Here is a 13,789-nt window from a genome sequence, read left to right as displayed (position 1 = left end):
AATTACTATTAATCGTTATCGGTACTATCCGATACTTTCTTAACTGACTGGTTACTCTTGATAATAAACGGAAGATCATCAGAATCATCACTGCCAGGATTTTTGACCAAGATGGCATTGTATTCAAACGTCTGATGACGAACCGAACTATTGTCATCGTCGTCATTGTTATCGAAAGTATAATCAACCTGATAAGTGACTTGCGTCTCCCCACTATCATAAGGTGCTACCGATTCGGTCCTTTCACTAGTTTCAAATGACTCAATTTTATCGTTGTCATTATAACTTTTGACCATCTTAAGCATATCCTGACAAGCGGGACTACCATTTCCACCGTCAAAGAAATGGGAAATATCAACGTCGTTACCGGCACCACTCACCTGAGTCCAGAGCGGATTCAAGACCTGATCAGCCTGATCTTTCGTGGCAATCCCATCAAACTTCGGTTCAATCGTGTTGTTATTATCACTGTCTTTTAAATTATAGGGTTTACTCTGAATTAATTTACCGGACTTGCCCTTCATCTGAACTTGAACGTTCATGTTCGTACTAAATGGGTAGTCAGAAAGCTTAAAGCTCCCATTGTCACCAATCGTTCCAACCTTCTTGTTTTGAATCAACACGTCTGATCCTGGTTGCCCCTTCACTGTAAAGGTGATAATTCGAAGTGGTAAGGACGCTGAACTGGCACCATCAATCCAGTCGAATTGACCATTATTGTGCAATTCACGGCCATTGACTTTTCCAGCAGTGGTGATGTTATAAAGACCCGGTGCAAGTGGCCCAATCTTCTTAGCCTTTTGACTTCCCATGTTGCTGGTAATTTGCTTGCCGTTCACACTCAACGAGACGCCATTCAGGTTAGTGGAAATACTAGAATAAACGGGTTTGACCATCAGTTTATACTTAGGGAAAACTAACCAGGTGTTACCCTCCTGCTTAAACTGCAGGTTGTCGGTCACCGGATTATCGTTATCGCGCATGAACTGACTCCTAAGCTTTGATAACTGGTCCTTATTACTAGCATAATAATTAATGGTTGGCTTCATCGCTTTCCCACTAATCTTAAAGTTCGGGTCGTTTGTTTCCGACACATTGGCTAAATTCTTTTCCTGATCATTCTTAATTGCTGAGATGACTCGGTCGACTTGATTAGCTTTTGAATAGTAATTCTTTCCAAAGAAGTAACCACCGATAAGTACCACTACCAAGACCACCACAATCACCCAAATCACTTTAGTAAGTGGTTTCATCTTCTTTTGTTTTTGCGGACGATTAACGTTACTTGTCTGACGCAGGGGCCGACTCCCTGATGTCTTGCGACTTGGTCCTGCTTGACTTTTTGGTGATCCATTAGGAGTTAATTTATACCCACAATTGGGGCAGAACTCATCATTTGCATTAATTCGGTGTCCACAATTGGGACAAAAAGACGCTTCTTCACTCATTTTGACTCCTCCTAGTATCCCTGCCCAAAGTTAGCAGCAAAGTTGTTAATGATCTCTTGAGTCAGCGTTTGAAGTTGAGAGCCCAGGCTATTACCCAAAATAGCTACTAGGACAGCGGAAATGATTGCCACGATAACCGTTACAATCAATAAAACATAGAAACTATCAATCGACCCAAAATTCTTAGAAAAGAGCATTTCATAAATTAACGCCCAACCCGAAATGGTGATGGCCAAGTCGACCACGTAGAGACCAATTAAAAATAAAATTCCAGCGGGCATGACGGCTGATAGAAGCAAACCCACTAACAGTAAAATAATTCCAACGTTTAAAAATTTACCGTACTCATTCGTATAATCACTAAGGCTCATATTGTTGTTCATGACAAAGTGAACACCGACGTAGCCTAAAATCCAAGCTAACAGACCGATTACGGCAATAATCAGTCCTAGTCCCATAACACTTGTGTTAATGACGCCATCCATCTTATGAATAAGTGAGTATGGAACTGATTCAGAGGCCAGTCCACTCTTCATTCTCATTGCTAAAATAAACGAAACTAACCAGGTCAAAACGGCGAAGATTCCAAGCGAGATATATCCCAGATACTTCTCACTAGCAGCCTCATATTTGACTGGATGTTTAATTGATTCAATGAAATAATTAAACACGCTGGTTAATCCGTTAGAAACGTCAGCCTGCGAATTACGGGGCTGTTGCTGCTTTTTTGTTTCATTATGTACCTTGTTACTGCTTGTTTGACTGTTGCCAGTCAACTTAGTTCCACACTTGACACAAAACTTTGCGCCTGGCTTGTTATTAAAATGACAATTAGGGCATTCATTCATATTAGTTCCTCCAATTAAATAAATATTAAGATTTTCTTACGTTTACATTATCACATACTGATTAGCTCAATCAAAGGGCTAAGGCACATAAATAAAAAAATCAATTAATTGCGGCACGGGATATCGGTCACTCAACAATTCCCGTTCACCAATTCCCTCAGTGTTCGTGAATTTTGATGAACTATAATCCCATTATTTGATTATTCAACTTATTTAATTATAATTATTATAAGATAATAAAGGAGGCGTGCTTATGATTCATTGTACTGGAAACGATGTTTTTATAAATGATCAAAAACTATACAATACCGTGCAAATGGAGATGCAGGATTCTCATAACTTTTACGAATTTGCTGTCCACATTGCTTATGCCCTAGAGGGTAAAATGGCTGTTAATGACATTGCCAAAATCGTGGAGGCCGCTAGTAACAACCACTTAAAGGTCACCGAAACCATTAACGTTTGTCCTAAAGCTCTTCAAGAAGCACTCAAAAAATCACAGTACCTATAAGAAATTCCTTAGCTTGGATGGGCTAAGGAATTTTTTTGGTTTCAGGTGATGTTATCTAAAACTCATTTGAAGTAATATGATTAGTATCACTGATTAAACTTCAAACTACTATTAATGGAGAAAAAATGAAAAACAAACGCAAGGTTCTACGAAACATTAACGATCTTATCTGTGGCATTGCCCTGGTAATTGCCATCATGTTCGCCCACTTCAATATTTTACTAATCACGGTCTTAATCGTTTTTATTGATGAACTCTTATGGGGCATGTTTGGCAAAAACAAGAAGACTAAGTGGTATTTAATTGCTGCGATTATTGGTCTCATTGGTGCCATCGGTTACAACTTCATCTAATCGTTATTTAATTTATAAATTATAAAAAGATAAAAATATATCAAATTAGTTATTATTACGGGAATTAGCTGTGCCTTTTTCATCAAAAACAAATTTACCTAGGGAATTCTTACTAGGAAGAAATTTACTAACATCATATGGCATTCTAAATTTTTCTACATCATGACCTTTCAAAACAATTCTGGCTTCTCGTTGATACTTAAATCTTTCAGTTTTAACAAATAATCTTTTCTCCATAACATCAGTGTTTGACGATATTCCATTACCAGATACATGTTGTGACATGTCTTTATAAAAAAGATTATCACAGTATTTTATGGGCTTAAAGCTTAAATACAGATTCTTATTTTTTAAATCTTTTATCATACCTTTTAATAAAATTTCCATATCCCTAACAGATATAAAAGTTGCATTTCTTCCCTTATTCATTGAAGAATCTAAGATGTCTTTTTTAAATTCACTTGTTAATTCACTTTCTTTGCCAGTAAACTTACCGGGAACAACCAAATCATCATTTGTTATTACTGTTAATGATAATATTTTAAAAAAATTATGGGTTGGTTCATAACAATTTACTGTTTCTGATTTCGGATGAAAATTGGAAATTCTAATTCCTTCAAGCACGTCTCCTTGCCCATCACGCATTTTAGACTCATTATGAAATTTGTATAGGTCACTAAAGAAGAATTTCCCATTAGAAAAGTCATCATAATGTTTACCTTTCTCATCAAATCTTAAGAAGGCAACTGGTTGTTCACCTATGCACTTTTCTTCGTCAATTAATTGCAAAAAAACGAATGGCACCCTCAAAATATTATTTTCCACTCACTACCACTCCCTAAAAATTTACACTTCTAAATAATTTAAACATTAATATTAAGTATTACTTGAAAAACAAAAAAATACTAGGACAATATCCTAGTATTTTTGAACTAATTTAAATTAGCATTTTTTCATTTCAGTTTGGCTGACCCACTGATGGTTAACGTATTCTTTGCCACCATTAGTTGGTTTGAATGTTACAGCATAGGCAGGACCGTCACAAACTTTAACAATCTTCCCCTTAGCGCCCTTCATGCCGGGCATGTGGTCAGCTTCAACGGTGACTTTTTCGCCCTTTTTCAAGGTAGCACCTTGTTTATCAGCCTTAAGTTGGTCTTTTGTAACGAACTCATGATTTTTAACTTCAGCCTTACCATCGGTTGGTTCGTAATCGATGACATAAAGTGGTGAATCATATGCTCCGGTAACTTTAGCCTTAGCACCTTTCATCCCTTTCATGTGGTTAGCTGATAGTTTAACTTCAGAACCAACCTTAAACTTAGGATTTTTAGCGGCAGCTAAGTCAGTGGGAAGATTCATCTTATGTTTCATTGGCATATTCATGTCCATTGACTTATCGCCCTTGGTTTCCTTCATGTCTTTTTTACTCATTGTTTTTTCGCTACTGCTACTCGACATATTTGATGACGAACTGGACTTAGAACTACTCTTGCTTTCTCCACAACCAGTAAGTACCAATCCCACACTAGCTACGGCAGCTAACGTAAATAATGTTTTCTTCATTTTCATCTTTGAAGAGCTCCCTTGATATTTTTATGATGTTTCAACTGCTAAGATAGCACCGTCGACACCAAAAAGTTACTAAAATGACTTACCGTAAGTATATTTTAAGATTCTTATAGATTCCTTCAAAATTAAGTAATATGTTTGCACATTTAACCCTAAAAGTTCATGCTAAATATATATAATCTTATGTTTGTGAGGTGAAAATTAATGGGTACAGAAAGTTTAATCATTTCAATTGTTGCATTAGTTGTGATTTTGATCATTCTAATCGCTCTAGCATGGTTGTTCTACAAGTTCCTCGGTGGTAGAGACAAGGCAGCCTGGAAATCATCAATGCAAATGGCATTCACAATTGCCTTTGGAATCATCGTTGCATTCATCGTAATGGGATTGTTCAAGATGATCGTCGCAGCCATTGCGGCCATGATCGGTATGCAAGGCGGAATGATGTAATTTACTAAAATAATGCCACTTGGCATTATTTTTTTATTATCACGGTCAATTCAAGAGGAACAACAATAATGAGAGTAAGTATTTTGCAACACACTTCTGATGAGGGACCTGGAGCAATCTCCGACTGGATTCATCACAACCATTACCAGATGTTCGTTTATCATCCTTCCCAGTTTAAGGTGCTACCAGACGCTGCTACAACCGACATGTTAGTAATCTTAGGCGGCCCAATGAGCGTCAACGACGACACAAACTGGATCAAATCCGAACGAGAACTAATCAAACGGGTGATTAGCCAAAGAAAACCAGTCTTTGGCGCCTGCTTTGGTGCCCAACAAATGGCCAAAGTTCTAGGAGCTTCCGTCTTTGACTCGCACACTAAGGAAGTTGGGTTTGCTCCCGTCTACTTAAAAACAAAACTCATCTCCGGATTATCCAACCAACTAGAAGTGCTCCACTGGCATGAGGAAACGTTTCAGATTCCAGATGGTGCCTCGTTATTGTACTCAAGTGATCAACTCGTTAATCAGGGATTTGTAAAGGATAACCTCGTTGGCCTCCAGTTTCACCTTGAACCCAACCACGACAACGTCACCGAAATGGCAATTAACGACTACCCTTACCTTACTGGGTCCGTTTTAAGTCAGTCTAAAAACACCATCATTAACCACCCAATTTCAAAACAGAACCATCGCGATTTATTCAAGATTTTGGATTACATCGCAAACAAATAGCACCCACCTAGAAAAAGTGGATGCTTTTTTGATTTTATTTAAAAGCAAAGTACTTAGAAACAAAGTAATTAATCACAATGGCCATGATTTGTGTTCCAACCACACAGATAAAACTGTTAAACAACATGGGACTCCCAATCAACCCGTGAACAACGGGAAGTTGGAACAACCAAGCCGAATAGTTTAAGTGATCTAAAAATAAAATCTTAATGAAAAATTGCGGAAACTTATCGATCATTACGTAAGTCATCAAAAAGTCTAGGACTAAAACAAACAATCGTCCCGAAACAAAGTTAACGATCTGAGCCTGAAGTGTCTTGGACTGCGTTCCACTGTTAAAAACAAAGTATTTGTTCACCACAAAAGCAAACGCAATCGACAGAACTTGGGCAATTAAGACCGGGGTAAAATCACTGGTAAAAATCTTCATCGAAACGAATCGACTGACAAAGTAAACCAGGGTGGTCATGGCTCCCCAAAACAAGTATTCAATTTTTTCATCAAAAACTAATCTTTTTACGATATCTAAGTAGTTAGTAGTATTAGCGTCGTTTGTATCATTCATGATATGCATCAAACCCCTTCTTAGTCATTTTATCACAATCAATTAAGTTATAAATTTGTGATTTCCTTAAAACTTAATCTTTTCGGTCGTGTTAAAATAAAACCAATCATTAACGAAGGGAATGGACGTCATGGATTTAAGCACGTTTATCTGGCTCGTCATAATGATGGTGGTCGTTTTCGTAGTAGTAACCATCATTACCGTCTTAGTGAGTCTTCATCGCGCCAAAAAACGACAGGAAAAAGAGAACCGACATTCTGATTCTAAGTAGCTTAGTTACGTGAAAACGTTAAAGTTACGATTATAAGCCATAAAACTGTATAATGAGTGAAGAAAAAGAAGCGTGATTTTTAATCGGGATGGTGCCATGAATCACATTGTTTTAGTGACTGAAAAATTATCATTAGCACTTAGTTTCAACCAAACTTTTAATGACAATGGATACTTTGTCGACGATTTATACGATGTTTCAAGCCTCCTATCATCCATTCAAAAGTACAAAGAACAGGCCATTATTTGGGACCTAAGTACCGTTGCAGCTCAAAAGTTGATCGAACTTATCCCTAAAATCCGCCAAACGGCCTCACTTCCAATTCTCACCCTGGGAGAAAAAAAGGACGAGGGCATCGTTGATCAATTATTTAAAGTTGGCATCGACGACTACATCATCCAACCATACAACCCTGGCGAAGTCATGCTCCGGATGAAACATCGCGCCCGTTTCTACCAAGACGAAAATAATAGTCTAAAGCAGGAAAAAAATAAGAAGGTCAAACCACGATTTCACTTTTCTGACATCGACGTTGACTTAGATCAGAAGGTTGCCACCAAAAACGGTACTTCGCTCCGACTAACGCCTAAGGAATTCAAGCTTTTAGAGTACTTTCTGACTCACCCCAAACGAATCCTGAGTCGTGAACAAATCCTAAACGGCGTTTGGAACGATCTTTACATTGACCAATCTTCTCGCATGCTTGAAATGCACATTAGTCATCTAAGGGACAAGATTGAACCTAATCCCAAAGAGCCCGTCTTAATCAAAACGATCCGTGGCTTTGGTTATGAATTTGAAGCGAAATTAAATAAACAATAATAAATGACATCCAAACCATTAACGGGCTTGGATGTCATTTTATTTGTTTTTCATTTCATTATTTTGAATTTTGACCACCTGCTGATAGGCATTATCCATCCACTCCAAGTAGTTTTTATCTTCAGGAATCGTTTCGGTCAATTTTACAACCGGCACATCATGATCCTTAGCTAATTTGACGAGGTTCTTGACCATTTTACTGTCAGCCTGCGTGTTATCAACAAAGAAAGCAATCCGATGGTGAGTGATATCATCCCTGATGCTCTGAATACTCTTAGGTGACGGATCAACCTCTTTCTCGGTCGCATTGGCAAAATCAGGGTCATTTACCTTGTATCCCATGTACTGAAGGGCATCATCGAAAACCGGTTCACTGACGTCGACCTTGCGATTTAACTGGTGATCGTTCAGATTATCTCGTGCCTTTTCTGCCTGCTGCTTAACTGGTACATATTCTTTTAAATACCGCTTGGCATTATCATGAAAATAACGTTTGTGATTCGGTTGTTTTTCACTATAGACGTCTGCCAGTCGGTAGACGAGCTTACTAACGGTGTCAGGATCATACCAAATGTGCTCGTTATCTCCATCTTTTCGGTTCATCACCTTTGAAACGTTGACAACCGACGTCTGATCACTTCCATTCTTTACCAGCTTTTTCATCCAATCGTCGTATCCAATGCCATTTTCAACAACCACGTCTGCTCTTGCAACTTGATTCGCATCACTCGTTGAAGGATCAAAATCGTGTGGGTCACCGCTTCCCTTAATAATCGGCTGAACGCTCCCCTGATTTCCCAAAACATTTTTCGCAATTTGACCATAAAAATTAGTTGAGGTAACCACTCTCAGCTTATGGTTGGCCCGTTCATCTCCTGATTTTTTGCCACAACCAACTAGCACGATGACACAAAATAAGATTAAAATTGCTGTTATACTTAACTTAAACTTTTTTATCATTGTTTTTCTCCTTTGAAACATCATCCGAAGTTAAGTTGACCATCATTAAGCAAATAATACTCACTTAATATAACACTGTTATCTTAAATTGAGCAATCAATCCACTGGAGGAATTTTCATGGCAAACGTTCGTAACCAGGATAAAACCCATTCCCTATTACTAGAGGCCGGGTTTAAGGCCTTTTTAAAAAACGGGTTTGATAAGACAAAGATTCGTGAAATTTGCCGAAACGCTAACCGGACAACCGGTTCCTTTTACAAACACTTTGAATCAAAGGATGCGATTCTAGATGAAATTCTTAATCCCTTTATCAAGCAATTAAAAGACGAATATGAGAATCAGTTTAATCAGGGAATGGCTAAAATCAGTCCAGCCAGCGTTCAAACGGTGTGGAAACAAAACATTTTGAATATGAATCCAATCATCCACACCCTTTACGCTAATCCGAAGTATAAGGAATTAATTCTTTTTAAATCAGAGGGATCGAAGTACGACAATCTAGCCGAAATGCTAACGAAATACTTTACCCAAAAAATTGCTAACGCCATTGGGATCATGCAAGAACGTAACATCATCCCTGTTAGCTTTAAGTTTAACTACCAGGAACTGCATTTTCACGTGTTCTCGTTTTATGCTACTTTTTGTGACATTTTGAAACATCGGTATAACGAGCAAGAGGCCATCATGCTGTGTAACAACCTCTACGACTTCTTCTACCCGGGATGGATGGCATGGCTGTCCATTTAGTTTGTTTTTAATAACACCGTTATTTAAGAACCCTTTCAATAGCACTTGAAGGGGTTCTTTTTGGCTTTACCAAACATTTACATAAAAAGACCGTAAAATTTACTTAACATTTACATTCACCTTATATACTTGGTTCGTAAACAAAATAATGTCCATTTAAACCAAAGGAGATTTCGGCCATGTCATTAGGCAAAAAGAAAAAGGTTGCATTGATATTAACGTGTGGACTGCTGGCGCTGGGACTCGCCGCGTGCGGATCATCATCTTCCACCAAGGCCAAAAACGGTAATAAGATTACCGCCGTTGGCTCCACGGCACTTCAACCACTGGTCGAGCAAGCGAGTCGAGAGTATCAGGTTAGTAACCCGAAAGTTAACATTAACGTCCAGGGTGGTGGATCTGGAACTGGCCTAAGCCAAATCCAACAGGGAGCCGTCAATGTTGGTAATTCAGATGTCTTTGCTTCCCAACAACCAGGTGTTACTGCTAAAGATTTAGTTGATCATAAGGTTGCCGTTGTTGGAATTGCCCCGGTCGCCAATAAAAAAGTGGGAGTGAAAAATCTCTCAATGAAACAACTTGAACAAATCTTCACTGGTAAAGTCACCAACTGGAAACAGGTTGGCGGAAATAACGTCAAGATCGTGGTGATTAACCGGGTCGAAGGAAGTGGAACCCGGATGACCTTTGAACAATCCGTTTTAAAGGGCAAAAAAGCCATCAACGCTCAGCAACAAGACTCAAACGGAACGGTGCAACAGATTGTCTCATCGACTCCCGGTGCGGTTAGTTACCTCTCGTTTCCATATTTAAACAATAAAACGCAAAGTATTTCCATCGATAAGGTGCAACCAACCGACCCCAACGTAGAACATAACAATTGGAAAATCTGGTCGTATGAACACATGTATACCAAGGGCAAGCCCACTGGAACCACCAAAAAATTTATTGATTACATGCTTTCAGATCATGTTCAACAGAAATTAGTCAAGCAGATCGGATACATTCAAGTTAAAAACATGAAATTTGAAAAGAATGCTGAAGGTCAAGTTCAAGCGGTTAAATAATTATGAAAGTGGTTTTTTATATGAATGACATTAAAGAAAAATTACTGAAACCATCAAAAGAAACTCATCAAGATAAGGTTGGTCATTTTATCAGTCTCATATGTATCGGCCTGATTGGCATCCTCGTCATTACCATCCTCTTCTTCATCACCACCAAAGGACTGGCGACCTTTACTTCCGATCACGTCAGTATCATCGATTTCTTCACCAAGGGGGACTGGAATCCAAGTCAGACGGGACCAAATGGGAAACCAGAAGTTGGGGCACTTCCAATGATCGTCACCTCATTTGCGGTCACCCTACTATCCGCCATTCTTGCCACCCCATTTGCGATTGCCATGGCTCTTTTCATGACCGAAATCGCTCCCAAACGAGGGCAAAAGATTCTGCAACCAGTAATCGAATTACTCGTTGGAATTCCATCCGTTGTTTATGGGTTCATCGGTTTAATGGTCTTGATTCCCATCGTTAGAACGGCGTTTGGCGGGACCGGTTCTGGGATTTTACCAGCTACCATCGTTTTGTTCGTCATGGTTCTTCCGACCATCACCTCAATGTCAGTGGACGCCTTAAAGGCCGTCCCACGTGACTATCGGAGTGCTGCCCTTTCACTTGGAGCCACTAAATGGCAAATGATGTACAAAGTGGTCTTACGGGCTGCCACTCCGGGAATCCTTACCGCGATGATCTTCGGAATGGCGCGCGCCTTTGGTGAAGCACTAGCCGTTCAGATGGTCATCGGAAATGCAGTCCTCATGCCAACCAGCTTGACAAGTCCAACTGCAACTTTAACCAGTCAACTGACGACCCAAATGGGTAATACCATCATGGGAACCTTGCCTAACAACGCCTTATGGACATTGGCCTTAGTTTTACTAGTAATGTCACTAGTATTCAACGTCATCGTAAAACTAATTGGAAAGAGGAGTGCATTTAAAAAATGAAAATAAATGCCAAAAAAATTAATAAGTTCGCCATTGGGACCATCTGGGCCTTAGTCTTAGTCGTAGTTCTGATCTTAATCTTCCTACTCGGTTACATCCTCATTACCGGTCTACCCGATATCTCGTGGAAGTTTTTAACCACCACGTCCAGTTCAATCAGTGCCGGCGGTGGAATTAGAGATCAGCTCTTTAATTCCGTCTACCTGCTAATACTGACGATCATCATCTCGCTGCCAATCAGTCTTGGAGCCGGAATTTACCTGGCAGAGTATGCCAAGGACAACTGGCTCACAACGCTCGTTAAAACGGCCATTGAGGTTCTAAGTTCATTGCCTTCCATTGTCGTTGGTCTGTTTGGATACTTGGTGCTAGTAATCAAGTTTCAACTTGACTACTCCATTCTGTCAGGAGCGATTGCTTTAACCATCTTCAACCTGCCACTCCTTACCAGAAGTGTCGAAGATTCCATCGAAGAGGTGCCAAAGTTACAAAGAGAAGCCGGGTTATCGCTTGGACTCTCCAAGTTTAAAACCATTACTGGAGTTGTACTACCCCTCGCGATCCCGGGCATCATCACCGGTGTCATCCTTAGTTCTGGTCGAATCTTTGGAGAAGCCGCCGCCTTGATTTATACTGCTGGTCAAAGTGCCCCAATCGTAAGTTACACCAACTGGAATCCTTTCAGTCCCAGCAGTTTCCTAAATCCCATGCGTCCAGCTGAGACCCTTGCAGTTCATATCTGGAAACTAAATACCGAGGGAATTGTTCCAGACGCACACGTTGTTTCCAGTGGCGCTTCTGCCGTTCTTATTATTGTTATCTTAGTCTTTAACCTGTCGTCTCGGTTCTTAGGCAACTGGGCTTACCGCAAGATGACTGGAACTTCTAGAAAAAAGCGAGGTTAAAACATGGCTCAACAAAATTACGATTTAGACCACCATCAAATTATTACACCACCAGGAGAAATGGCCCTTGAGACCGAGGACGTGAACGTCTTCTACGGTAAAAAGCAAGCTACCTTTGATGCTTCACTGGCGTTTTCAAGGTTCAAGATCACCGCCCTCATTGGAGCCTCGGGATCTGGTAAATCAACCTTCCTTCGCTGTCTCAATCGAATGAATGATGGTGTGGCAAACGTTACCGGTAGAATCATGTACAGAGACGTAGACATTAACCAAAAAAAATTAAACGTCTACGTCCTTCGGAAAAACATTGGCATGGTCTTTCAACACCCCAACCCCTTTGCCAAAACCATTCGTGAGAACATTAAATTTGCGCTTAGAAAACATGGCGTAAAAGATCCACAGGAACTTGATCAACGAGTAGAACAAAGTCTAAAAGCCGCTGCACTATGGGACGAAGTCAAAGACAAGCTGGATACAAGCGCCCTTGAATTATCTGGTGGACAGGCTCAAAGGCTCTGTATCGCTCGTTCAATCGCCATGCAACCTGACATCTTGTTGTTAGACGAACCAGCGAGTGCTCTTGATCCCATTTCAACCTCTAAGATTGAAGAAACGCTTCTAGAGTTAAAGAAAAAATATACGATTATCATCGTGACCCATAACATGCAACAAGCTGCCAGAGTCAGTGACTATACCGCCTTCTTCCATCTTGGACACGTCATGGAGTACGCTAAAACAGCTGACATTTTCACCAGACCACAGGTCAAAGCCACTGAGGATTACATTTCCGGCAACTTCGGTTAAGGAGAAGTAAATGACAACTAAAACGGAACCAAAAGAGATTATCAAAACTGAAAACGTCAATTTGTACTATGGAAAGCGAAAAGCGTTGCACGACATTAATTTAAACTTCAAACAAAATGAGATTACCGCCCTAATTGGACCATCTGGATGCGGAAAGTCGACATACCTCCGTTGTTTAAACCGAATGAATGATCTTATTCCAAACATTACCATCACGGGAAGCTTCACGCTCAATGGTCACAATATTTATGGTCCAAAAGAAGACATCGTGGAACTCCGAAAAGAAGTCGGAATGGTTTTCCAGCAACCCAATCCCTTCCCCTTTTCCGTGTACGATAATGTCACCTTTGGCTTAAAATTAGCTGGCGTTAAGGATAAGCAATTATTGGACGAACGCGTTGAAGAATCTCTAAAGCAGGCGGCTATCTGGGATGAAGTTAAGGACAAACTTCATAAAAGTGCGCTTTCATTTTCTGGAGGACAACAACAACGAATCTGCATTGCTAGACTCTTGGCCATTCAACCAGACGTGATTTTACTGGATGAACCAACGAGCGCGCTCGACCCTATTTCGAGTCAGATGATTGAGGACACCCTCCTAAACATCAAGGACAAGTATACGATCATCATCGTGACTCATAACATGTCACAAGCTTCTCGGATCTCAGACAAAACGGCGTTCATGCTGAACGGTCGACTAGTGGAAGTAGGCAAAACCAAAAAAATGTTTATGAATCCTGATAAGCAAGAAACAAGTGACTATCTCAACGGAAAATTTGGATAAGGA

General features: G+C 40.0%; 18 protein-coding genes. 12 read left to right on the top strand and 6 right to left on the bottom strand.

The window, feature by feature from the left end:
* Positions 1–8: 8 nt before the first annotated feature.
* Together AC6UD1_RS05035 and AC6UD1_RS05030 are read right to left on the bottom strand one after the other, a co-directional pair.
* Positions 9–1,448, bottom strand: a complete 1,440-nt coding sequence (locus AC6UD1_RS05035) for a zinc ribbon domain-containing protein (protein ID WP_500706712.1) — start codon at positions 1,446–1,448, stop codon at positions 9–11.
* Between the two features lie 11 nt (positions 1,449–1,459).
* Positions 1,460–2,296, bottom strand: coding sequence for a DUF6574 domain-containing protein (locus AC6UD1_RS05030; RefSeq protein ID WP_500707445.1), 837 nt, complete (start codon positions 2,294–2,296; stop codon positions 1,460–1,462).
* A 253-nt stretch (positions 2,297–2,549) separates the two neighbouring features.
* On the opposite strand from AC6UD1_RS05030, the gene AC6UD1_RS05025 reads away from it, so the two are divergent.
* Together AC6UD1_RS05025 and AC6UD1_RS05020 are read left to right on the top strand one after the other, a co-directional pair.
* Positions 2,550–2,807: a hypothetical protein gene (locus AC6UD1_RS05025; protein ID WP_500694034.1), complete on the top strand. Its 258-nt coding sequence runs from the start codon at positions 2,550–2,552 to the stop codon at positions 2,805–2,807.
* A 125-nt stretch (positions 2,808–2,932) separates the two neighbouring features.
* Positions 2,933–3,160 carry a hypothetical protein gene (locus tag AC6UD1_RS05020; protein ID WP_500707444.1) on the top strand — a complete coding sequence of 76 codons (228 nt, stop codon included), beginning with the start codon at positions 2,933–2,935 and terminating at the stop codon, positions 3,158–3,160.
* 45 nt (positions 3,161–3,205) lie between these two features.
* On the opposite strand, the gene AC6UD1_RS05015 is transcribed toward AC6UD1_RS05020, so the two are convergent.
* Entirely contained in the window at positions 3,206–3,985 is a 780-nt protein-coding gene (locus AC6UD1_RS05015; RefSeq protein ID WP_500707443.1) for a hypothetical protein, read from the bottom strand.
* A gap of 117 nt (positions 3,986–4,102) precedes the next feature.
* Positions 4,103–4,732 carry a YdhK family protein gene (locus tag AC6UD1_RS05010; protein WP_500707442.1) on the bottom strand — a complete coding sequence of 210 codons (630 nt, stop codon included), beginning with the start codon at positions 4,730–4,732 and terminating at the stop codon, positions 4,103–4,105.
* A 204-nt stretch (positions 4,733–4,936) separates the two neighbouring features.
* On the opposite strand from AC6UD1_RS05010, the gene AC6UD1_RS05005 reads away from it, so the two are divergent.
* Positions 4,937–5,182 (top strand): hypothetical protein, encoded by a 246-nt coding sequence (locus AC6UD1_RS05005; protein WP_500694037.1) that lies wholly within the window; start codon positions 4,937–4,939, stop codon positions 5,180–5,182.
* A gap of 68 nt (positions 5,183–5,250) precedes the next feature.
* Entirely contained in the window at positions 5,251–5,916 is a 666-nt protein-coding gene (locus AC6UD1_RS05000) for a type 1 glutamine amidotransferase (RefSeq protein ID WP_500707441.1), read from the top strand.
* Between the two features lie 34 nt (positions 5,917–5,950).
* On the opposite strand, the gene AC6UD1_RS04995 is transcribed toward AC6UD1_RS05000, so the two are convergent.
* On the bottom strand, positions 5,951–6,481 hold the full coding sequence (locus tag AC6UD1_RS04995) for a GtrA family protein (protein WP_500707440.1): 531 nt from the start codon (positions 6,479–6,481) through the stop codon (positions 5,951–5,953).
* A gap of 130 nt (positions 6,482–6,611) precedes the next feature.
* On the opposite strand from AC6UD1_RS04995, the gene AC6UD1_RS04990 reads away from it, so the two are divergent.
* Both AC6UD1_RS04990 and AC6UD1_RS04985 read left to right on the top strand, forming a co-directional pair.
* Complete coding sequence (locus AC6UD1_RS04990) at positions 6,612–6,752, top strand: hypothetical protein (RefSeq protein ID WP_500695801.1); 141 nt, start codon at positions 6,612–6,614, stop codon at positions 6,750–6,752.
* Between the two features lie 72 nt (positions 6,753–6,824).
* Positions 6,825–7,574 (top strand): winged helix-turn-helix domain-containing protein, encoded by a 750-nt coding sequence (locus tag AC6UD1_RS04985; RefSeq protein WP_500707439.1) that lies wholly within the window; start codon positions 6,825–6,827, stop codon positions 7,572–7,574.
* 39 nt (positions 7,575–7,613) lie between these two features.
* Here AC6UD1_RS04985 and AC6UD1_RS04980 read toward each other — a convergent pair whose 3' ends face one another.
* The gene (locus tag AC6UD1_RS04980; protein WP_500707438.1) at positions 7,614–8,534 is read right to left on the bottom strand and encodes a metal ABC transporter solute-binding protein, Zn/Mn family; all 921 of its coding nucleotides are present in this window, start codon (positions 8,532–8,534) and stop codon (positions 7,614–7,616) included.
* A 118-nt stretch (positions 8,535–8,652) separates the two neighbouring features.
* On the opposite strand from AC6UD1_RS04980, the gene AC6UD1_RS04975 reads away from it, so the two are divergent.
* The 6 genes from AC6UD1_RS04975 to pstB (AC6UD1_RS04950) all read left to right on the top strand — a co-directional run bounded on the left by AC6UD1_RS04975 (position 8,653) and on the right by pstB (AC6UD1_RS04950) (position 13,786).
* On the top strand, positions 8,653–9,282 hold the full coding sequence (locus AC6UD1_RS04975; protein WP_500707437.1) for a TetR/AcrR family transcriptional regulator: 630 nt from the start codon (positions 8,653–8,655) through the stop codon (positions 9,280–9,282).
* Between the two features lie 179 nt (positions 9,283–9,461).
* Complete coding sequence (locus tag AC6UD1_RS04970; RefSeq protein WP_500694044.1) at positions 9,462–10,349, top strand: phosphate ABC transporter substrate-binding protein PstS family protein; 888 nt, start codon at positions 9,462–9,464, stop codon at positions 10,347–10,349.
* A gap of 20 nt (positions 10,350–10,369) precedes the next feature.
* Positions 10,370–11,293 carry a phosphate ABC transporter permease subunit PstC gene (gene pstC / locus AC6UD1_RS04965; protein ID WP_500707436.1) on the top strand — a complete coding sequence of 308 codons (924 nt, stop codon included), beginning with the start codon at positions 10,370–10,372 and terminating at the stop codon, positions 11,291–11,293.
* Between the two features lie 2 nt (positions 11,294–11,295).
* On the top strand, positions 11,296–12,198 hold the full coding sequence (pstA, locus tag AC6UD1_RS04960) for a phosphate ABC transporter permease PstA (protein ID WP_500694137.1): 903 nt from the start codon (positions 11,296–11,298) through the stop codon (positions 12,196–12,198).
* A gap of 3 nt (positions 12,199–12,201) precedes the next feature.
* The gene (pstB, locus tag AC6UD1_RS04955) at positions 12,202–13,002 is read left to right on the top strand and encodes a phosphate ABC transporter ATP-binding protein PstB (RefSeq protein WP_500694046.1); all 801 of its coding nucleotides are present in this window, start codon (positions 12,202–12,204) and stop codon (positions 13,000–13,002) included.
* Between the two features lie 10 nt (positions 13,003–13,012).
* On the top strand, positions 13,013–13,786 hold the full coding sequence (pstB, locus tag AC6UD1_RS04950) for a phosphate ABC transporter ATP-binding protein PstB (protein WP_500695808.1): 774 nt from the start codon (positions 13,013–13,015) through the stop codon (positions 13,784–13,786).
* The last annotated feature ends 3 nt before the right edge of the window (positions 13,787–13,789 follow it).

The organism is Fructilactobacillus sp. X8R1C1, from assembly GCF_059900945.1.
Note: the sequence above shows the minus strand (reverse complement) of the source record. Positions and strands in the feature narration are given on the sequence as shown.